21 protein-coding genes are annotated in these 22,271 nt (G+C 33.9%); 9 read left to right on the forward strand and 12 right to left on the reverse strand.

What is annotated here, in order from left to right:
• Positions 1-151: 151 nt before the first annotated feature.
• The 4 genes from J2772_RS18470 (at position 152) to J2772_RS18485 (ending at position 3,007) form a co-directional block, all read left to right on the forward strand.
• Positions 152-559 carry a transposase gene (locus J2772_RS18470; protein ID WP_209919299.1) on the forward strand — a complete coding sequence of 136 codons (408 nt, stop codon included), beginning with the start codon at positions 152-154 and terminating at the stop codon, positions 557-559.
• Entirely contained in the window at positions 541-894 is a 354-nt protein-coding gene (locus tag J2772_RS18475; protein WP_209919302.1) for a helix-turn-helix domain-containing protein, read from the forward strand. The genes J2772_RS18470 and J2772_RS18475 overlap by 19 nt, the downstream gene beginning before the upstream one ends.
• Positions 895-1,033: 139 nt before the next feature.
• Complete coding sequence (locus J2772_RS18480; protein ID WP_209919304.1) at positions 1,034-2,026, forward strand: helix-turn-helix transcriptional regulator; 993 nt, start codon at positions 1,034-1,036, stop codon at positions 2,024-2,026.
• 192 nt (positions 2,027-2,218) lie between these two features.
• Positions 2,219-3,007: a hypothetical protein gene (locus J2772_RS18485; protein WP_209919306.1), complete on the forward strand. Its 789-nt coding sequence runs from the start codon at positions 2,219-2,221 to the stop codon at positions 3,005-3,007.
• Between the two features lie 178 nt (positions 3,008-3,185).
• On the opposite strand, the gene J2772_RS18490 is transcribed toward J2772_RS18485, so the two are convergent.
• The 4 genes from J2772_RS18490 to J2772_RS18505 form a co-directional block, all read right to left on the reverse strand.
• Positions 3,186-3,536 (reverse strand): DUF1801 domain-containing protein, encoded by a 351-nt coding sequence (locus J2772_RS18490; protein ID WP_209919308.1) that lies wholly within the window; start codon positions 3,534-3,536, stop codon positions 3,186-3,188.
• Positions 3,537-3,558: 22 nt separating this feature from the next.
• Positions 3,559-5,397, reverse strand: coding sequence for an ABC transporter ATP-binding protein (locus J2772_RS18495; RefSeq protein ID WP_209919310.1), 1,839 nt, complete (start codon positions 5,395-5,397; stop codon positions 3,559-3,561).
• Between the two features lie 231 nt (positions 5,398-5,628).
• Positions 5,629-6,552, reverse strand: coding sequence for a M28 family metallopeptidase (locus J2772_RS18500; RefSeq protein WP_209919312.1), 924 nt, complete (start codon positions 6,550-6,552; stop codon positions 5,629-5,631).
• 175 nt (positions 6,553-6,727) lie between these two features.
• Positions 6,728-7,117, reverse strand: a complete 390-nt coding sequence (locus tag J2772_RS18505) for a DUF4293 family protein (protein ID WP_209919314.1) — start codon at positions 7,115-7,117, stop codon at positions 6,728-6,730.
• A gap of 144 nt (positions 7,118-7,261) precedes the next feature.
• Here J2772_RS18505 and rho point away from each other — a divergent pair, with 144 nt between their 5' ends.
• Positions 7,262-9,085 carry a transcription termination factor Rho gene (gene rho / locus J2772_RS18510; RefSeq protein WP_209919316.1) on the forward strand — a complete coding sequence of 608 codons (1,824 nt, stop codon included), beginning with the start codon at positions 7,262-7,264 and terminating at the stop codon, positions 9,083-9,085.
• A 200-nt stretch (positions 9,086-9,285) separates the two neighbouring features.
• A complete protein-coding gene (locus J2772_RS18515) occupies positions 9,286-9,882 on the forward strand; it encodes a superoxide dismutase (protein ID WP_209919318.1) in 597 nt (198 codons plus the stop codon).
• A gap of 69 nt (positions 9,883-9,951) precedes the next feature.
• Here J2772_RS18515 and J2772_RS18520 read toward each other — a convergent pair whose 3' ends face one another.
• The 3 genes from J2772_RS18520 to J2772_RS18530 form a co-directional block, all read right to left on the reverse strand.
• Complete coding sequence (locus J2772_RS18520; RefSeq protein ID WP_209919320.1) at positions 9,952-11,451, reverse strand: T9SS type A sorting domain-containing protein; 1,500 nt, start codon at positions 11,449-11,451, stop codon at positions 9,952-9,954.
• A 330-nt stretch (positions 11,452-11,781) separates the two neighbouring features.
• Positions 11,782-12,201 (reverse strand): DUF6146 family protein, encoded by a 420-nt coding sequence (locus J2772_RS18525; protein WP_045491559.1) that lies wholly within the window; start codon positions 12,199-12,201, stop codon positions 11,782-11,784.
• Positions 12,202-12,250: 49 nt separating this feature from the next.
• Entirely contained in the window at positions 12,251-13,450 is a 1,200-nt protein-coding gene (locus J2772_RS18530) for an endonuclease (protein ID WP_209919322.1), read from the reverse strand.
• Between the two features lie 413 nt (positions 13,451-13,863).
• On the opposite strand from J2772_RS18530, the gene J2772_RS18535 reads away from it, so the two are divergent.
• The 3 genes from J2772_RS18535 to J2772_RS18545 all read left to right on the forward strand — a co-directional run bounded on the left by J2772_RS18535 (position 13,864) and on the right by J2772_RS18545 (position 19,429).
• Positions 13,864-16,596, forward strand: a complete 2,733-nt coding sequence (locus tag J2772_RS18535) for a TonB-dependent receptor (RefSeq protein ID WP_209919324.1) — start codon at positions 13,864-13,866, stop codon at positions 16,594-16,596.
• An 11-nt stretch (positions 16,597-16,607) separates the two neighbouring features.
• On the forward strand, positions 16,608-18,827 hold the full coding sequence (locus J2772_RS18540; RefSeq protein WP_209919326.1) for a DUF5689 domain-containing protein: 2,220 nt from the start codon (positions 16,608-16,610) through the stop codon (positions 18,825-18,827).
• 146 nt (positions 18,828-18,973) lie between these two features.
• A complete protein-coding gene (locus J2772_RS18545; RefSeq protein WP_209919329.1) occupies positions 18,974-19,429 on the forward strand; it encodes a hypothetical protein in 456 nt (151 codons plus the stop codon).
• A 60-nt stretch (positions 19,430-19,489) separates the two neighbouring features.
• Here the strand turns inward: J2772_RS18545 and J2772_RS18550 are convergent, their stop codons facing one another.
• From J2772_RS18550 to J2772_RS18570, 5 genes are all read right to left on the reverse strand, one after another.
• Complete coding sequence (locus J2772_RS18550; protein ID WP_245365266.1) at positions 19,490-19,960, reverse strand: DUF6702 family protein; 471 nt, start codon at positions 19,958-19,960, stop codon at positions 19,490-19,492.
• Between the two features lie 58 nt (positions 19,961-20,018).
• Positions 20,019-20,771, reverse strand: coding sequence for a TIGR00730 family Rossman fold protein (locus tag J2772_RS18555; protein ID WP_410494441.1), 753 nt, complete (start codon positions 20,769-20,771; stop codon positions 20,019-20,021).
• Between the two features lie 9 nt (positions 20,772-20,780).
• The gene (locus tag J2772_RS18560; RefSeq protein WP_209919335.1) at positions 20,781-21,494 is read right to left on the reverse strand and encodes an NDP-sugar synthase; all 714 of its coding nucleotides are present in this window, start codon (positions 21,492-21,494) and stop codon (positions 20,781-20,783) included.
• A gap of 103 nt (positions 21,495-21,597) precedes the next feature.
• Positions 21,598-22,005 (reverse strand): RNase adapter RapZ, encoded by a 408-nt coding sequence (locus tag J2772_RS18565; protein WP_084220908.1) that lies wholly within the window; start codon positions 22,003-22,005, stop codon positions 21,598-21,600.
• A gap of 110 nt (positions 22,006-22,115) precedes the next feature.
• Complete coding sequence (locus tag J2772_RS18570) at positions 22,116-22,262, reverse strand: GxxExxY protein (protein WP_245365267.1); 147 nt, start codon at positions 22,260-22,262, stop codon at positions 22,116-22,118.
• Positions 22,263-22,271 lie beyond the last annotated feature (9 nt).

A 22,271-nucleotide genomic window follows, 5' to 3' on the forward strand; every position in this document is an offset into this window, starting at 1 on the left:
AACATTTTGTGAGTTTTTCTACTCATGAGTGGCATTGCGTACCATATCGTATGGTATTTATAAGATCTACTTAATATTTTGGCTTCTTAAAATATAATTTTGTTAGAGGATTAAGAGAATCTAAAATGTATTACATAAAAAACTGTTGAAAATGAATTTAAAAGAAATCCATATTGGTACACTGTTACAAATTCGAATGGAAGAACTTCAGATCTCTACAGAAAGAGCAACCAAATTTTTAAAATGCGATGAAGCTGATATAAAAAAGATGTATCAACAAAGCAGTATTGATACTCATCTTTTGCTCAGATGGTGTAAGCTTTTAAAATATGATTATTTTAGATTATTCACTGGATATTTAGTTCTTTATGCGCCGCCTACTAATATGTCTGCATCGGAAAAAAGCAATCTTCCTATATTCAAAAAAAACATATATACTAAAGAAATCAAAAGTTTTATACTTGATAAAATCTTTACAAATAAAATGACTACCCAGGAAGTAATTATTAAATATAGAATACCTAAAACAACATTATACAGATGGATCAAAAAAGTATAGAAAGAAATAGATATCCGGATTATAAGAAAATATATACTGATATTATTATCGAAAGGTTTCCTGACAAAAAAAATGATTTGCAAATCCGTGATAAAATTAACTGTATTCAAACCACATTGGATATTCTTAGCCTCAATACGCTAATCTTTGGTGAAGAAGAACTATTGAATGAAATTGATAATCAAAAACTTCGTTCTTATGATGAAAACTCTATTGTAAAGATTCTTGATTATCAAAGGAAGAACCAGCTTAGTAATACAGCTACTGCACTTCATTTTAGGATGAGCCGAAATACAGTGGCAAAATGGAAGATTATCTATAAATATAAAATTTAAGGTATTTTTATTTCAAAATGTATAAACTGATAAGTTTTTTACACAGATTTTTATTTTTTTATATATTTAAATATGCAAAACCCTAGTTGTGCGATTGATTAAAATTGATCATTGAGCTTTTGTAATAGAGATTTAGAATATGATAAAAAAAATACTTTCCAAAATAATGACTTACAGTTTTGAGAAGACTGGTAATGATTTTGAGCATCAGTTTTTAGCACTTATCAATCGTTACCTTTTGTTTCTTTTTTTCTTAGATTTGTTTTATTCAGTATTTATTATTCTATTCTTTGGAGATATTATTATTTCTATAGGTCTTATCATGATTACTTTTTTATGGTTGTTTCTGATAATGATTGAAGGAAAGATAGCACGATTCGGGAATGTTTTGAAAAAAATTATTGCCCTTGTATTTATCATCCTCACCTTAATAGTTAGTTTTTTTTATGTATTCAGCGGGAAAGGTGCAGGCGTTGAATATTTTTATTTTTCACTTCTATTTGCTATTCCTTTCTTTTTTAATTATAAGGAAGATTATTTTTTTATATTTCTAATTGTAACATTCATAACAATCAATTTTATTGGTTCTATGTATTTTGAAATAGACTTTCTACCTAAAAGTAAGTTTATTAAACAGGAAGATTTTAAAGTGATAAAGCTTCTTAATATCCTTTTTGTGATTACTACATTTATAATTGACATTTATTTTATTTCACAAAAGAATAACCTTATCTATGGTCTGATGAAAGAAACCGAGATTAAGGATAGTACCATTGGAGCTCTTCAGAAAGTGAATCATGAATTGATGAAACAACAGATCATTACTAATAATTTGACAGAAGATAATATAACAGAAATTATAGAACTTGCCGAAAATGATTCTCCATTTTTTTTTGAAAAATTTCAGCTGTATTTTCCTGATTTCATTCCCAACATCTTAAATATTAATTCTAATCTTATATATTCTGAATTATATATCTGTGCTTTAATGAGGCTGAATTTTGATACCAAAAAAATAGCGTCATGTATAAACTGTAGTGTAAGAGCTGTAGAGAGTCGGAAATACAGAATTCGTAAAAAATTAGGAATTAGTTCCGATATTAATATTAATAACTTTATCCTTAAAATATAGTATTATCCTAATATTTTGCGAGTTTTAATACTCATGAGTAGTATTGCGTATGAATATTTTTTTGTTATAGGAATTTATTTGATATTTTTGCTTATATGATATGTTTTATTTAATTTTATGATAAATATATTGTCATAATTGGTTTTCACTATTTAATGAATAATTTTAGAACAAATAAAAATTGAATACACTATGAAAAAAAATGGAATAGTTCCCATGATATTTTTATCATGTAGTAGCATTGCTTTTGGTCAGACTATAACGGCCGGAAGCGTAGGGATTGGAATAACCGAGCCAAAATCTACCCTTCATATTGAAGGTAAAGCAGGATCTGCCTCAGTCCCTGATGGGTTAACGGTACCTAGACTAACCAGAGCACAACTTTCAGCAAAAAACAACGTTTACACTAGTGACCAAAATGGTACACTTGTTTTTGTTACAACATTGGACGGTGCTGCTATAGATAAAGTGGTAAATGTGACATCAGTGGGACTATATTTCTATGATGCACCAACAAATAAATGGTACAACGTGCGATATTCTTCTTTTGGCGTTGTAGAAAGTCTTAAAGTAATTACAGGTACCTATTCACCTGCAGCTCCTTATGTGGTACAACCTGATGATTATATTTTGCTATTGAGGTTTTCTACAGCTTCGACAGGAGGAAATTCTACAGCTAATATTAATAATACAGCTCCTTTTATTAATACTACTTCAAATTTACAATTGCCAGATCCGACAACTTGCCCAGGCAGGGTTTTGCACTTTATTAATGATAGTGATAGATTTGGAACAAATACAGGAGCTAACGTTTATACAAATTATCCCATGATTAGCAACGGTTCTGGTTCCGAACCTAATGCGTATAATATAAGAAGTAATAATAATAACTATCAGATTCTGTATGGATTGAATTATTCGCAGTGGAAAATCATAAGTGATGGAACACGATGGATAAGCTTACAGGTAGTTATTGTTTAAGTTATATTGTATTTAGGCCTGAAATAGAAAATTGATAATAGATAATAGATTTATCAACCTTAAAAACACTGATGATATAGAAATATAACATTGGTGTTTTTTTACAATTACAAACAGATGAATTTAAGTAATGTATTCCATATTTTTTTGGATCAAATCATGAAAAAAGAAAATAGATTTATCCTTTAATATACGGTTTTACTTCATCCAGTAAGCTCAATATGAATTCTACTGGTAAATCCTCTTCCACATCAATTAAAAGAATCTTAAACTTCTTCCTTCCATCTTGTGTAAGTTCCGGATAATCCAGCTTATCACCATGATAAAAACTCAGGTAGTGTTTTTTATATTTTTTGCTGTAATAAAAATAGCACAGCATTTTCTTTTTGTATTTGATGAAGGGAAGTCCAAAGCTGAAGGTTTCTGTAATATTTTCAGGATCTGAAGCCAGAATGGTTTCCCGTAAAAAAAGAAGAGTACTTCTTTCAGGCTCTTCGATTCTGTAGAAATACTCTTGTATAGGATTCATTTTTATAATGATTTAAAAATAATTAGTCAAAGTTTTGAAGTTCAACCAGTTTGTTGTACATGCCTTTTTTAGCAATAAGGTCATGGTGGGTTCCCTGTTCTACGATGGTTCCTTTTTCCATGACTACAATCCAGTCTGCTTTTTGGATGGTTGAAAGTCTATGGGCAATCACAAGTGAAGTTCTATTCTCCATCATTTTTTCCAAGGCGTCCTGTACAAATCTTTCAGACTCTGTATCTAACGCTGAAGTGGCTTCATCCAGGATCATAATCGGTGGATTTTTCAATACAGCTCTTGCAATGGAAACCCTTTGTTTCTGGCCTCCGGAAAGTTTATTTCCATCATCTCCAATATTGGTATCATACCCTTCAGAAAGTCCCGTAATGAATGCATCTGCATTAGCGATTTTCGCCGCTGCAATCACTTCTTCTCTGGTAGCATCAGGTTTACCCATCAGGATATTATTGTAAACAGAGTCGTTAAACAATACAGATTCCTGAGTTACCATTCCCAGAAGCTGGCGGTATTCCTGCAATTTTAAATGTTTAATGTCTACACCATCAATAAGAATTTGTCCTTCAGAAACATCATAGAATCTTGCTAAAAGGTTAGCAATAGTAGTTTTTCCGCTACCACTCTGTCCTACCAATGCAACAGTTTTCCCTTTAGGAATCGTTAAATCAAAGTTTTTAAGAATCAGATTGGCTTTATCATAGTAGAATCCAATATTTTTGAACTCAATATTTCTGTTAAGGGTTGAAATAGAAACCGGCTCAGCAATTTCTTCAATTTTTACATCAGCATCAAGGATTTCCAATACTCTTTTCAAAGAAGCTTCACCTTTTTGTACATTGGAAATGGATGTTGATAAGGTTTTTGCCGGAGGTAAGATCTGGAAGAACATTCCTAAGAATACCAGAAAACCTGCAGGAGATAAACTTTGGTCAACAATAATTTGTTTTCCTCCATACCATGCAATAATCAAGAAGGTAATAGAACCTAGAAATTCACTCATTGGCGATGCTAATTCTTTCTTTCTTCCCAAACTCATTGAGCTTGAAATCCATCTTCCCATAGATTGCATAAAACGGTTATCCATGATCTTCTCAGCATTAAATATCTTGATAACTTTTGAAGATTTCAGTGTTTCATCTACAATAGAAAAAATAGTTCCCAATTCATGCTGTGCTTCATGAGAGTCTTTTTTAAGACTTTTCCCAATCAGGGCGATCATTGTTCCCATTACAGGCAGTACCAGTAATGAGAAAAGAGTCATTTCTGGGCTTACAATAAATAAAGAGATCAAAGTACTGATCAACATAAAAGGAGCATTGATTAGCTCAACTAAGCTACCTAGAATGTTTCCTTCAACTTCTCCCACATCATTAGACATACGGGACATCATATCTCCTTTTCTGCTTTCTGTAAAAAATGAAACAGGCAGTGATAGTATTTTTCTATACATTGCACCACGTAGATCTTTGGTAACGCCTACACGGTAATTGATCAAAAGTAATGCTCCTAAATATCTGAAAATATTTCTTAAAAGGAACATAAAGGCTGTAATGATACACAACCAGGCAAGAACTTTCAGAGAACCATGCTCAGCAACTAAAGATTGTATATAGTAAGTGGAATATTCTTTTGCATAAGAGAAGAAATTTATGATCTCACCGGAATAAACAGGTTCTGTCTCTTGTTTTTCTGATCCGATAGTGCCGAAAAGCATTCCTAAAACCGGTAAAATAGTCCCCAGGGAAGCAATCTGAAATAAAGAATATAGAATATTGAAAAATAAACTTCCGTAGATATATTTTTGATGAGGCTTAGCGAACCTCAGAATTTTTTTATACTCATTCATTCAATGAAAAATTTGGATAGCAAAATTACGTAAAATTAGAAGATAAGACGTTCTTAATCCTGTTTTACTTTAATTGATAAGTTTCAAAATGAAGGTTTTTGTTACAACATGCTGAAATAAAGTGGAAAAGAAGTGCAAAACACTACAAATTTGAAGAATAAAGACATCAGAATTTCAGATAAAGTCAAAATAAAACCGCCAAATAGGCGGTTGTTGTATGAAGGTCAAAAATTAATTGAATTTTACCTGATCGTTATATTGGGGAGCAAAATTTTTAGGATCTAGTTTCTCCAATGTCTTTCCAAAATTATTGATGATTTGGGTCATATTATCTACATCCACAATGTTGATGTCATCATTTACGTGGTGATAGTGAGTTGCTTTAGTCATATCAACCGTTGAAAATGAATGAGCAATGATTTTCTTTTTTACAAAGCTGACATTATCTGAACGATAGAAGAGTTGCTGCTTTGCATACGGATCAGTATTGATTTTTAAACCATTTACAGCATATGTATTGAAGAGTTCATCAAGATCCGAAAAGCCGTCTCCAGTCATATATAATGCATTTTTTCCCCATTGTGATTCTGTGGCAACCATTTCAAAATTGAAAAGAGCCGTCATGTTTTTGTATATTTTGTCAAGATTTTTATCCTCAGAGATAGCTTTTGACCCAAGCATTCCTTTTTCTTCTCCATTGAAAGCCATGAAAGCCATAGAAAACTCAGGATCTTTATCTTTGAAATAATCTGCGATGCCTACTAATGTGGTAATTCCGCTGGCATCATCATCAGCGCCATTATAAATATTGTCACCACTTTTTTTGTTGGTTCCGATATGGTCAAAATGTCCTGAAAATCCGAGAGTTTTATCAGATTTACCTTTTTTTATACCACAAACATTATAAACTGTTTTACCATTATAGTCAAAAGGAATCAGGTACGAATTTCCTGTACAGTATTTAAGATTATTTTCTTTAAAAAGAGTGGCAATATAATTAGCTGCATTTTCATTTTCAGGAGTTCCGATTTCACGGCCTTTCATCTCATCAGAGGCCAAAGTGGAAATAACGGTTTTTACCCTTTCTTTTGAAATTTCCTGTGCAAAAACAGATATAGAGAATAGTGATAAAGTAAGATACGTTAGCTTTTTCATAGTTTTTAATTAAAAGTTATTGGATCTGTCGTCTTTTTTATTAAAATGTTGCAGGGAAGTTACATAAATTAATTCATCTGAGTAGATTACTGTTTGGAATAGCAGAATACAAATGGGTACAAATAAAAAACAGCTCCTAAAAGGAACTGTTCTCACTCAAAAAATCGTTGTAAGGTTATCGAAGTCTGTCTACAGATTTCACGAGCCTCTCATCTTTACGGATGTATACATTTGCTATAAGCAGACATATCATCGCGATTAATGGGAAAATCGGCTCAATACCCTTCTCAGGAAACTGAATTCCTCCGGATAAGCTTAGCAGCCAGTACGCCAATACACCAATCAACAAAGCGTTTATAATGATGCTGATGGTATTCAGCAAAATTTGTCTTTTTCTGTTTTTAAAACTGAAAATACTTAATGATCCAATAATGACAAGGATAATGCATCCTATATTAAGTACAGGAATACTGTCGGAAATCACAACATCCTGTCCTGTTATAAAAAGGAAAACAGCAGCTAAAACTGCTAATAAGGTCCATATAGTTTGTATTCTCTGTAGCATTGAATATTAAATTCTTGGCAAAAATAACATAAATTTTGCACAATTCAAAAATAAGTGTAGATTTGCATTATACAATGTACTTGAAAACCAAAGTCACCGGACTTACTTTTCTTACTCACAATTAATTACATTTTTACATTAAATATGTTTAACATAGAAACGTTAAGGTCAAAATCCGTAACGGAACTGACTAAAATCTTGAAGGATTTGGGCGTTAAAGTTGCAAGAAATAGCAATGATAATGACAAAATCTTTGCAATTCTTGACTTTCAGGCTTCCAACCCTAAAGTTGCAAAAGATTATTTCAACGCCACGGAAACCAGCTCCAATACTGAAGAAGCCCCAGCAGAAAAAACGGCAAAGGCTCCTGTAAAAAAAGCTGCTCCAAAGAAAGCCCCGGCAAAGCCTAAGGTAACTGCTAAAGTTCCGGAAGAACCGAAAGTAGAGGAAAAAGTAGAAGAAACAATGCCGGTTGCTGAAGAAGTAAAAGCAGAAGAACCTGAAGCTGAAGCAGTAATAGCAACAACAAATGAAGAAGCATCTGCAGCTAACTCAGCTAAGAAGAAAAGAAAAAGAGTTTCTCCCAATACAGGAAACATAGAAACTTCCCAGGAAAAACCTGAAGCTCCTAAAAACACAGAACCTCAAGAGCCTGTACAGGCAGAAGAAAAGCCTCATAACCCTCAACAACAACCACAGGCTAACAGACCTCAAAAGGGACACAACCATCCACAGAACAGTGGAAACCAGCATAAAAATCAAAACCAGCACCAGAATCCTAACCAAAATCAGAATCAAAACAGACATTCTGAAAAGGCAGAGGAACATCAAGACCATAAGAAGGAGTTCAACTTCGACGGAATGGTAAGCATTGAAGGAGTGTTGGAAATTTTACCTGATAACTACGGGTTTTTACGTTCTTCAGACTTTAGTTATATCTCTTCTCCTGACGATGTGTACGTTTCTACAGCACAGATCAGAAACTTTGGGTTAAAAACCGGAGATACTGTAAAAGGTATTGTAAGGCTTCCAAAAGAAGGTGAGAAGTATTTTTCATTATTAAAACCTACAGAAGTAAACGGACGTGACCTTGCATTCATCAAGGACCGTGTAGCTTTTGAATATCTTACTCCGCTTTTCCCTGAAGAGAAATTTAATCTAGCGGGAAGTGATTCTACAATTTCTACAAGAATTGTAGATTTATTTGCTCCTATTGGAAAAGGACAGAGAGCAATGATTGTTGCACAACCTAAAACAGGTAAGACGATGTTGCTTAAAGATATTGCTAATTCTATTGCAGCCAATCACCCGGAAGTATACATGATGGTTCTTCTTATTGATGAGCGTCCGGAAGAGGTTACTGATATGGAAAGAAGCGTAAATGCAGAAGTAATTGCTTCTACATTTGATGAAGCTGCTGAAAAACATGTGAAAGTAGCTAACCTTGTTCTGGCAAAAGCACAGAGAATGGTTGAATGTGGGCATGACGTAGTTATTTTACTGGATTCAATCACTAGATTAGCAAGAGCATACAACACCGTTACTCCTGCCTCAGGTAAAGTTCTTTCTGGGGGGGTGGATGCTAATGCACTTCACAAGCCGAAAAGATTTTTCGGAGCAGCAAGAAAGATTGAAGGAGGTGGTTCTTTAACGATTATTGCAACTGCACTTATTGATACAGGTTCTAAAATGGATGAAGTGATCTTTGAAGAATTCAAAGGTACAGGTAACATGGAACTTCAGCTAGACAGAAAAATTGCCAACAGAAGAATCTATCCTGCAATTGACTTAATTTCCTCAAGTACCCGTAGAGATGATCTTCTTTTGGATGAAGTAACTTCTCAGAGAATGTGGATCTTTAGAAAATATCTTTCTGAAATGAACCCAATAGAAGCAATGGAATTTGTAAGTAAAAACATCAAAGGAACTCTTAACAATGAAGAATTCCTGATGTCTATGAATAAATAAATTTAATATTGTTAAATAGAAAGCACGAGTCTCAGGATTCGTGCTTTTTAGTTTTAATAATTTACATGGTGAAAAAAAATAGAATTTAATTCATTCTAAATCAATATATCAATGTTAAAGATTTATTAAAGTAATCCCCAATCTTTGATAATACCTTAAATATTGGCTAATTTTGAAGTATAACATTAAAAATAAAGATTATGTCATTTGAATTACCAAAATTAGGATATGCATACGATGCATTAGAACCTACAATAGATGCAAGAACTATGGAGATCCACTATACGAAGCATCACCAAGCGTATATTGACAATTTAAATAAAGCAATTGAAGGAACTGATCTAGCAGGAAAAACTATTGAAGAAATCTGCAAGACTGGAACTGATAAACCAGCGGTAAGAAACAATGGAGGAGGACACTTCAACCACTCTTTATTCTGGGAAATTTTAACTCCTGGTGGAAGCAATGAGCCGGTAGGAAACGTAAAAGCTGCTATCGAAAACTACGGTGGTTTTGAAAAATTTAAAACTGATTTCTCTGATGCTGCTAAAACAAGATTCGGTTCAGGATGGGCTTGGTTAGTAAAAAATGCTGACGGATCTGTATCTGTTTCTTCAACTCCAAACCAGGATAACCCATTAATGCCTGTAGCAGACGTTAAAGGAACTCCGGTTCTAGGATTAGATGTTTGGGAGCACGCTTATTACTTAAACTACCAAAACAGAAGACCTGACTATGTTTCTGCATTCTTCTCTGTAGTAAACTGGGATAAAGTAGAAGAATTATTCAACAAATAATTTTCAGCTATTATAAAAATAAAAGGTTCAGAAAATTCTGAACCTTTTTTAGTTTGATATTTTTAAAATTTATCTTTTTATCATTTTCTGTGTGAACACTTCGTTCCCTGAATTTACTTTTACAATGTATGTATTAGATGGTAATGAGTGAATATCAACAGCTATTTCTTTTTCATTGCTAAAAGTCTTTTCAAAGACTACCTTACCATTGATGTCATTAATGTGTAATGATCCTGAACGTACTTTGTCAAGCGATACTATAAATACCCCATCGTTAGGATTCGGTGAAACCTGGATGTTTTTCTGCTGAACTTTTTCTTTAAGCATGGATTTCGTATTGTTAGGATCTGCATTAAGATCAATATGATACTCTTTATCTTTTGGTTTTGCAAATTTAGCTGCAGGATTGGAAATATTTGTGTTAGTACGCAAATTCTCACAGTACATGAAATCATATGAAGAGTTGATGCTGTTTTCGGCATGAACACCATCATTATTACCTCCCAAGGAATAAACAAACTCAATGATAAATTTATATTGCCCTGAAGGTGGGTTGGTAAGATCTGCCTGATTTACGGTAAATTCAAACTCATTAGGATTAGGGAAATTAACCGCAGCAGATGTTGGATAAACAGCACTTGTTGCGATATCTAAAAGTGATAATTGAAAGTTCACAATACTTGCTCCTTGTGGAATGGCATAATTCCCATTTACATGTAACGGAAAGCCCATAGGCTCTTTACAAGAGCGGGTCTGATAGGTGAAATCAACATAAGCTGTGTTCATTTTGCAGATGCTATTGCTTAGTTCTGCTATTTCTGTGTTAGTTAAAGTGAAATTTGTCTTATTCAGGTAAAATCTAGGGAGTAGATTATGGTCCGGGTCATCATTATACTGTTCAATAGGTCCGTTATATGAACCTCCGCGGCTTGCAATATTGGCTGCTGCTTCTATGTATGGTGAATAATCGCTTACGTGTACTACAATAAACTTCGCATTTCTGTCCATTTTAAACTTTGTAAAGGTTGCAAAAGCATTATCTTCATGTAGTCCGTTTGGAGGATTGAAATTAACCAGATAAGAACCACTGCTTAAGTTACCATTAGCTCTTTCAGCATCAGAGAACAAGACGATCACTAATGGTCTCTCACGATGTTTATCCAGGGTTTTTTGTGGGCTTACAATATCAGGATGAGGGTAATGATCAAGAGCTGCTCCTATTAAGTTAACCGCATCATGAAAATGATCGCCGTTTTTTAATCTTCTTGAGAACGCTTGGGCTGTTGCCAGATCACTGGTGAAATTAGATTCTATATAGATTCGTGGAAGAGAAGGACTCATGTCCATATAGTCTGTTCCATAATGAACAACAGAAACCCGATTATCACGATTGCACTTTAAAACCTGTTCCATAAGTTTCATGGTAGAAACAGTCATTTGATTGAAAGCTACGTCACTTATGGAACCACTGTTGTCCAGGCAGAAAATGATATCACTTCCTGTTTGTGAGTAGAGAGGTTTCCAGGATAATAGAATTGAAAACAGGATAAGTTTAATTGTATTTCTCATATTTCATTGATTTTAGCATTGTTAATTTGAGAATTGATTAAATCGCTTATCCGGTGATTTGATGTTTACAGAGTAAAATGTCTGTAGGATAGAACATGGCATGGCTGAAAAGCATGCGGTGCAAGATGTTTTTCTCATGGTTTTAAATTTTGTTATGGTTAGTAGACACTGAAATATAAAAATTCAGTGGTATACAAATATATTAAAACCTGAATAGAATGTTAAAAATATTTTTAAAAATTAAATAATTAGAGAATTTATTTTTGTTTTTCTTTTTAAATGAGCTTTTTTGTTAATATGTTTTGTTTTTGTATTAGAAGGATTGGTTTATCATCTTACCTCGCTTCCGGACAATCCATTCATTTTTAATCCATATTTCCAGCTTACGTAAGAAAATACTTGGTAAAGCTTGTACTCGAATTTTATCCCGTAATTTTCTCTGGGATTATAATCTATTCCGGATTCTATGATATTTCTATATTTTCCGGTGTTGTAATAGCTGTTCCATTCATTTACCAGGAAGGTATTTTTTGTTTTCAGAAAAGATTCTGAATATTGGCTGATAGGTTTAGCTATGGCATTGAGAAAATAATCAAATTGGGTATCCATAACAGTAAGATCCCATTCTCCGTCATCATTTTTAGACGGTTTCATCTCATGCTGTTCTTTATCCTTTTTAGAATTGTTTTGCTGTGAAAGACAACTGAAAGGAATAAGAGCAATAAACAGTAGTAGAATAAAATTTCTCATGACTCAATTATTTATTAAAAAAGCACTCCAATAAGAGTGCCTTTCTGTGTTATTTTTTAATATATTCTTTCTGAATTACGGAAACCGCAGGGAAGTGGTCACTGTATCCACCGGTGAATCTATCACCATCCCAAGAACGTAAAGGATATCCTTTCCATTGTCCTTCTTTGTTTACCAGGTAAGCCGGAGCATAGATCTCAGCTTTGAAAATAGTATAAGTAGGAGTAATTTTTTCAGGAGAATAAAGGTTTTTTGAAACAACAATCTGGTCAAACAAGTTTGGAGCATCTCTATAAGCAAGAGAAGCAACACCAGCCTTATATAATTTATACATTAAGTTATAATAAGGCGTTTTATCAGATAATTCACTTGGATCACCCACGGCTGCCAAATGTTTTTTCAAACTTGGGCTTACCGGGTCGTCATTATAGTCACCCATTGAGAATAATTTAATACCAGGGTTTTCAGCCGTTACCTTGTCCATTTCTTCTTTCAATACAGTAGCCGCTGTATTTCTTTTAGCAAGGGAAATAGCTTCTCCGCCTCTTCTGGACGGCCAGTGGTTCATAAAGAGTCCTACTTTTTCTCCATCTAATAATCCGATAGCTATCACAATGTCTCTGGTGTATTCTCTTTTTCCGTTTTCATCATAGATTTTAATTTCTTTTTTATAAGAATCTAAAACAGAGAATCTTCCTTTCTGATAAATAATGGCTACATCAATTCCTCTGGCATCATAAGAGTTGAAATGTACAATTCCATAGTTACTTTTTGCTAAAGCCGGCTGTTTGATAAGGTCTTCAATGACCTGTCTGTTTTCCACCTCAATCAATCCACAGATAGCAGGGTTATCGTTGGTGTATTGTCTTCCAAGTTCGGAAATAACCTTAGCTTCATTAGCTAGTTTTTGGTTATAATATTTTGTACCCCATCTTTTAGGGCTGTTCGCTGTAAAATCTTCAGATAAAAACTGTTTTCTGATAACTTTTTTTCCAATTAAAAGATCATCACTCCATTCCCCTTTATAATCTTCTGTTGTTTCAAGATATTTAAGAGAATCTACGGGTACACTTCTGTGGAATTTAGGGTTGGAACGCGGTAGGGTCCCATCAATATAATCTGCGGAAGGAATAGTGTCCCAAAGGTTTTCAACGTTCAGGAATGCTACAGCTGCTCTCTTTACCTGCCTCTGTTGTGAGAAAGCAGAACCAAAGCAAAATAAGGCGGCGATGATTAAATATTTTTTCATATTCTTAGTATATTCAAAAATTGAGGGGGTAAAATTACTAATTTTATATAAGAATAAAGATTAAAATAATCTGAGTTTAATTTAATAAAAGGTTAAGGTTGAGATGGAAAGTCTGAAACAAATGTAGTATCATTCATTATTTTGATATTGCGAAGTGTTATTTATTATTTATATAATGCTAAAAAATAGGCTGTTTGTTTGGGATAAAAAATATTCTATCATGATTGTTGAGTACTTTTCCTAAAATCTATTACCCTTTTTTGTGATTGATTAAAATTACCCCATATTTTTAGGATAATGAATGCGGGTTAAGAAAAATTAATAGAATAAATAGCTAAAAATGTTTGAGTTAATGAAAATAGTCCTAAATTTGTTGCCCCTTAAATAAAGAAGGAGTTAAAAATAAGTTTATTATGATTAAAAAACTATCCCTAATCTCTTTGTTTACTTTAATGCCTGCCTCTTTTTACTTTGCACAAACTACTGTTTTTGCGTATGTTAAAGATCAGGATGGTAAGCCTTTAGAGAAAGCAGAAGTAGATCTAGCACAGTCCACCGATGACACATCTGTGGATAAAATTGGATACTTCCAGTTTGTGGATTTAAAACCTGGCCACTATCTTATTACAGTAACAAAACCAAATTTTGAGTCTAAAATCTTAGAGTTTGATGTTACTGCAGATGAGAAGAAAAAAGATTTAGGTGTTATTACACTTAATTACAACTTAGGATCAGATGCAGGAGTAATAGTTATTGACGACTCTGCAAATGATACTGAAGATGGAGGCTCATCCATGCAGCCTACTGTAGGACTTTTAAGCTCAGGAAGAGATGCTTTCCAGAATGTTTCTGCTTTTGAACTTGGTGCTTACTGGTTCAGACCAAGAGGAGTAGACAACAGATTTGAGGACGTACTTTTTAATGGGGTATCAATGTCTAAAAATGATGATGGGAAAGTAGACTTTAATAACTGGGGAGGCCTTAATGATGTAACAAGATATCCTTATGAAAACGTTGATAATATCACCCCTTCAGAATATACTTTTGGTAATTTAGGTGGTGCTGTTTATTATAATACAAGAGCATCCAGCTACAGAAAACAAACTTCATTAGCCTATTCATTTACAAACAGAAGTTACTTACACAGAGCCATTGCTACTTATTCTTCAGGTCTTTCTAAAAATGGTTGGGCATTTACATTCTCAGCAAGTAGAAGATGGGGAGATAGAGCAATTATTGATGGAGTATATCAGGATGCCTATGCTTATTTTGCCTCTATTGAAAAGAAATTCAGTGACAGGCACTCCCTTAACTTAACTGCTTTTGGATCTCCAACGTACAGGGCTTCCAATGCTCCAAATACTCAGGAGGTTTATGATCTTATGGGTAAAAACTATAACTCATACTGGGGGTGGCAAGATGGAGAAAAAAGAAACTCCAGAATCAGAAATGTGTATGAACCGGTATTCATGTTAACGGATTATTTAAAAATAGGTAAGAACTCTAACTGGATCAATACGGTTTCCTATCAGTTTGGTAGCGATGCCAGAAGTAGATTAGACTGGTTCCACGCTGCTGATCCCAACCCTACATATTACAGAAAATTACCAAGCTACGGTCTTCTGACAGCTGATGAGTTCAGACAACAGGCTCAGATCGACTGGAATTATCTTTATAATACGAACCGTATCAATAAAACGAATATGGATGGTTCTGAAAGAGGGGCATCTTATACATTGATTGATGATGTGAATAAAGATAAAACTTTCAATTTCTCCTCTCACTTTGATACAAAACTGAAAGATAACTGGAAGTTAAATATTAACTTTAACTACCAGAACTTAAAATCAGACAACTTCAGAAGAATTAATGATTTATTAGGAGCAAACTATGCTAATAATCTTAATCCTTTTAATAATGACGTAAGATATAACCTTGATGATGAGAATACTAAAGTAAGAGTAGGAGACAGAACTCAATATTCTTATCAGTTGACAAGAAATCATTATTCATTAAACGTTTCTACTGAAATTGATTTCAGCAAATGGAATGTGGTAGCTTCCGTATTTGCATCACAGTCTGAGTCTTATAGAAATGGAGACTACAGAAGCGGAATTGCGCAGTTTACAAATAATTCTAAAGGAAAAAGTGCAGTATACAATGCTTTAGACGCTGGTATTAAAGGTAAAATTACCTATAAAATCAACGGTAAAAACTTTATCGTATATAACGGGGCTTTCTTTAGCCTGGCACCTACGCTTAATGAAATCTATATCAACCCTAGGGTTTCAGATTTCTTAACTCCTGGTGTTAAAAATCAGATTATCAACTCTAATGATATCAGTTATATCATGAGAGGACAGATCTTAAAATTAAGATTATCCGGATACTACACTACAATCAGTAATTCTACTGAATTAGCAAGATATTATGCAGCGGTTTCTACAGACTCAGGATCATACAATACATTGATTAATGAGGCTATGAGTGGAGCTGATAAGAGATATATCGGAGCTGAATTAGGTTTCGATGTGAAAATTACACCTACTATTAATGCTGTAGGGGTAGCAAGTGTTGGTGAATACAAATTTACAAACACTCCGCAAGTATATTCAGTTGATGACCTTAACGGTTTCAGAAGTTATGGTGCGGCTAATGTAAAAGATTATAAAGTTGCAGGTACTCCTCAGAAAGCTTTCTCTTTTGGCTTGAAATACAATTCACCTAAATACTGGTGGGTAGGAGCTTCTGCTAACTATTTGATGGACCAGTATCTTGATTTCTCTGCACTGAACAAAACAGCAGCAATGTATACAATTCCAGATTCAGGAGGTCTTATTTATGATGGAGCTACACCGGAAGTTATTCAGCAGCTTACTGCTCAGAAGAAGTTTGATGACCAATTTATGCTGAACGCTAATGCCGGTAAATCTTTCCAATTTGGAAAATATAGAATTGGAGTAAGTATTTCTGTGAATAACATCTTAAATAACAGAAATTATGTAACAGGTGGATTTGAACAGGGAAGAGCCGCTAACTTTACGGATGCCCTTGCAGAATCACAAAGAGCAACTCCTTATTTCGGACCAAAACTTTGGTATGACAGAGGAAGAACTTTCTTTACTAATGTTTATTTAAGATTCTAATAAAGACTACAATGAAAAAATATAATTCAATTTTAAAATATATTTTTATCACGGCAGCTTCTCTATGGATAACTGTAGGATGTGTACACGATGATAAATATGATGAGCCCAATCTTGAAGGTTATGCATGTGTTGCCGATTTTAAGGCTAATGTAACCCTAAGTGAGTTAAAAAAGAAGTTTACTGAAAATAATCCTTCAGGAGCTGCTTATGTATTTCCGGCAGATAAGCCTAATGATGCAAGTGATGATTTGTTTATCGAAGGATATGTTTCTTCTACGGACGAAACCGGGAATATCTATAAAACAATCTATATTCAGGATGCATTGAAAAATCCTACTCATGGTTTTACTATCAGTGTGGATATGGTAAGTTCTTATACAAGATTCCCTCAGGGATCTAAAATTTATGTAAAACTTAATGGTCTTGCAGTTGGTACTTACGGTGGCGTAGTTCAGCTTGGGGTAAAGACAGGTGCCGAATCTGCGGCAAATGGAGTATCCAGAATTCCTGAGAAATTAGCTCCAAGTGTAATTTCAAGATCTTGTACTACAAGAGGGGAAATTACTCCAAGAGTAATCTCTATAGCAGATCTTAAAGCTAATGAAGACCTAATTGGTTGTTTTGTGGAGCTGAATAATGTAGAATTTGATGCTAAAGCTTTATGCTCTAACTATGCACCTAATGGTGAGACTGTGGATAAGGTAATTGGTCAGAATTGGGACAAATTGGCCAAAGTTTATAAAAACACTGCAGTGGTAAGAAACAGTGGATATTCTTCTTTTGCAAATCAATATATTCCAGCTGGACAAGGAACTTTTAAAGGGATATTCAGTAAGTTCCAATCAGGCTCCAATACAACTTACCAGTTCTATATCAATAAAGTTTCTGATCTTGATATGGAAGGCAAGAAAAATGGTGAGCTTACAGATTCTCACTTCCCACGTCAGGATGAAATTCAGGAAAACCCTTGTAGATTCAGCAATGCAAACCTTACTGCTAAAACGATTGCAGATATCAAGCAAATTGGAGCTTCATTACCTACAACAGGATTGGTGTTAGCAGAGATTACAGGAGATTTCTATGTAAAAGCTCAGGTTACTGCTAATGATGAGGCTGGAAACTTATTCAGATATCTATACGTAGAGGATGCAACCGGAGGAATTAAGATCAATATCAATAAGACAGACCTGTTCCAGGATGCACGATTTAAAGTAGGAAAAGATCTTTATATTAAACTTAAAGGATTGTATTTAAGAAATGTTTCCGGAGAATTACAGCTGGGGTCTAATGAATCAGTATCTACTATTGGATACAGAATCAGAGAAGAAAATATATACAAACACTTATATGATTCCAATGAACCTGCCAGAGCAGTTGTTGCTTCTGAAAGAACGATTTCTCAGTTAACAACAGCAGATGTTGGAAGATGGGTCAAAATTAAAGACCTTGAGTTCATTAACGGAGATTTAGGTAAAACATATGCAGACGGCACAGCTGTTTCTAACAGAACATTGGAAGACTGTTCAGGAAAGACAATTACCTTGAGAACCAGCGGTCGAGCTATATTTGCAGGAAAAGCAGCAAGTACTATTGAAGTAGCAGGAGGAAAAGGTGATGTATATGCTATTTTAAGTGTATTCAATGGTATATATCAATTATGGTTCACAAAACTTCCGGATCTTCAATTAACTAATCCTAGATGTGATGGAAGCATTTATACTCCGCTTCCTGTTCTGTATAAGGATGATTTCGCTTCAGGCGGATTTAATAATACAGAGTGGACAGCCGTTAATAAAGTAGGACCAAACCAATTCTGGAATACATCAAACCAAGGAAACGGAACAAATTATTATGCCATGATGAATGGTAATGCAGGTGGTGCAGGTAACAATTTTGCTAATGAAGACTGGTTGATTTCTAAAGCTGTAAGCTTAGTAGGGAAATCTAAAGCTATAGTAACATTTACTACAGATGTAAGATATACAGGAAATCCTTTAGAGGTATATGCTACTGATAACTACACTGGAGATGTGGCAACTACTAACTGGACTAAGCTTCCGGCAGTACTTGATACGAATTCCAACGCATTTGGAGATTGGATCAGTTCTGGAAATATAGACTTAAGTGCTTTCTTAGGTAAGAATGTAAGAATCGCATTCAAATATACATCTACAACAGCTGCTGCTGCAACATGGGAAGTAGATGACTTCAAAATCAAAGGACAATAATTATTGTTTATATAAATGTAAACCGGTTCGCAAGAGCCGGTTTTTTTATGTTGTAATTTGAACATTTTTTTTGGTTAATTAATATTTCCCATATTTTAGTATTGGTTACCTAATTTATTGTTATAACAATGTATTTTTAAATAAATATGACAAAGCGAACGAAAATGATACTTGCAGTTATTGGCTTCTTAGCTTGGTTTCTATACATCTATAAATTTGTCTATATAGGGCCACCCAAAGAGGTGATGCTTAAAAATACAAAGTATACCATAGGAAAAGTAACATCTGAATATTATAATGCAAAACCAAATGGATACGGATATGATTATAGATTTAAATATGGATCAGAAGTAAGGAAAGGCCATCGCAATGGAGAATTTAAATTAGGAGGGCGATATCTTGTAGCCTATGATTCTACTAATATTAAAAATGGGTACGTAATACTAGACAAATTTGATGTAACAGATTCTCTTGTTAAATATCATATTGAACAAGAATATGGTGATTATCCTCAAGGCTGGTCTTTGGAAAAAATACCTTTTCAATATGATAAAAGTGATATTGAATATGAAGTAAGAATATATGTAATGAGTAAACAGTAATCATAGAAAATAAAAAACCACCGCTATTGGCAGTGGTTTTTATATTACAAAATTATTTATTTAAAAAGAAACCTCATTCACTTCTTTTCCTCTTTGGAAATTCATCATTTTCTGGCTGCCTTTATAGGCAATACTTACCAGGTTGATTTGCTTCGGAAAAGTGCTTAAAAGGATTGTATTTTTAATTTTTAAGGTACTGATATCTGAAACCCCGCCGGTCTCAAAATATACCCATACAGTTTCTCCGCTGATCTGACTTCCCGTGAAGGTAATTGTTTTGGGAGCACCATTGACAAATACATCAAAATTATTGTTCACATATTTTTTCACTTCAGCTTCAAATCCTGCTGTGTTAGGATTGATCTTAATAGCGTCCGAGATATGGCTTGTATTCATTTTTGTGGTAAACTTCAATGTCTTGCTTCCATCAATATAATCCACTTTGGTCATTGAAGAGAAAAAGTCTACATACATAAAACTCATTAACACAAAAAATGTTAAAATTCCTGATATATATAAAAGTTTTTTCATCTTAATTAATAGATTTACAATCATTCTTGCTAGTTATAGTTCACAAATAATATGCCAATTAAAAGTTTACGTTCACAGAATATTTATCATAGAAAGCCTTAATGTGTGCTACTGCCTCATCAGCAGTGTCTACCACTCTGTAAAGTTCAAGATCATCTTCTGCAATCATTCCTTCTTTAAGCAGGGTAGCTTTGAACCAATCTAATAATCCACCCCAGAATTCACTTCCTACCAAAACGATCGGGAATTTACCAATTTTATTGGTTTGAATTAAAGTCATGGCTTCAGTCAGCTCATCTAAAGTTCCGAAACCTCCGGGCATTACGATAAAGCCCTGAGAATATTTTACAAACATTACTTTTCTCACGAAAAAGTAATCGAAGTTCATGGAATAGGACTTGTTGATGTAAGGATTGAAATGCTGCTCAAAAGGAAGGTCAATATTAAGTCCTATTGATTTTCCTTTTGCATTGAAAGCTCCTTTGTTCCCGGCTTCCATAATTCCGGGGCCTCCACCGGTAATAATTCCGAAACCTAGTTTGGTAATTTTCTCTGCAATTTCCACAGCCATTTCATAGTATTTATTTTCCGGCTTCAGACGTGCTGAACCGAATATAGATACACATGGCCCTATTTTGGCCAATTTTTCATAGCCATCTACAAATTCAGCCATGATTTTGAAGACCATCCAGCTGTCTTTGGTAAGTGTTTCATCCCATGTCTTTTGTCTGAAACTATTGTGTAGCTTTGTTTCGTTGAAGTCTAATTGTGGGTTTACCAGGCTTTCATCCCTAATTCCATCCATTTCCATTTGCAAAAATTATTTAAAATGTTTTTCGGCTTCTATTACAGATTCTGGTCTTCCAACATCTATAAGAATGCTGTCATGCAGAAAACCATGTATATGTTCAGTCTGCATCAGATCCAGATATTCTTCCATAACAGAGAATTTGCCTTTTCTTTTTATTTTTTCAAAGATAACAGGGTTGATACAGTGAATTCCACTGAAAGCAAGAGCCTTAAACCCTTTATTGAATTCAGCTAGCCTCTGTTCTCCTGTCTGCACATTCAGCCAGCCTCTTAACACCATATCATCATTGAAAAGAAGCTTTCTCGAACTTTCACGGTCCGATACCGCTAAAGTAGCAAAATCTTTTATTTTTTTGTGATATTCTACCAATTCATTAATATTCAGATCAGTTAAAATATCGGCATTTAAAATTAAAAAATCTTCTCCATGATCAAGAAATCTTCTGGCAAAAATCAAGCCGCCTCCGGTTTCCAATAGTTCGTTGGTTTCGTCAGAGATTTCAATCTTACAGCCGAAGTTATCATTTTTATTTAAAAAATCAACAATCTGATCTCCAAAATGATGAATATTAATCACAAAATCCTTTATTCCATAGCTTTTCATATAATTGATATTTCTCTCCAGAAGGGGAATATCATTTACTTTAGCCAAGGCTTTAGGATGATGGTTTGTAAATGGCTTAAGCCTGGTGCCTTTTCCGGCGGCGAAAATAAGAGCCTTCATATTTTATAAATGATAATAGATGAATGATAATGTTTCTGTACATTAATAAATGAGCGTTAAAATTAAAGGATTACTTTATCATTTATCAATGATCGCTTATCCTTTATTGATTCAGTTGTGGTTGTTCGTCGTGATGAATAGTTATCAGAGTTCCGTTAGGGTATTTTTCTCTGATGAATTCAGCGATTTTTATAGCAGAATATACAGATCTGTGTTGTCCGCCAGTACATCCGAAATTGATCTGAAGATTTTCAAATCCTCTTTCCAGGTAATTATCAATATTGATAGATACAAGAGATTTTATGAGTTCTAAGAACTTGGGCATTTCAGTTTGGGTTTCAAGATATTCCTGAACGCCGATGTCATTTCCTGTCTGAGTTTTATATTCTTCAACTCTTCCGGGATTTAAAATTCCTCTGCAGTCAAAGGCAAAACCGCCCCCGTTTCCTGAGTTGTCTTTAGGGATTCCTCCTTTTTTATACGAAAAACTGTGTATGTCTATGTGTAGCATTTTCTTCTTTATTTTTATTATCTGGATTAAACCATTAAGATATTTTAAGTTTTTAAGGTAAGTTAAGATTTTGATAAATCAAAATTTAGTCAGGAAGTTCCCTGAAATATTCATTGATGAATGGTTTTTTTAATAAGCTCAATTTTTAAGCATTCTTCATAAACGCTTTCAAGAAGATCTGGACCAAGAATTTTATGGATTTTAATAACAAAGCCAGTAATTTCATATGATAGCTGTGTAATTTCTTTTTTGGTCATCCTCTTAAT

This window comes from Chryseobacterium jejuense (assembly GCF_017877355.1).
Taxonomy (GTDB): Bacteria; Bacteroidota; Bacteroidia; order Flavobacteriales; family Weeksellaceae; genus Chryseobacterium; species Chryseobacterium jejuense_A.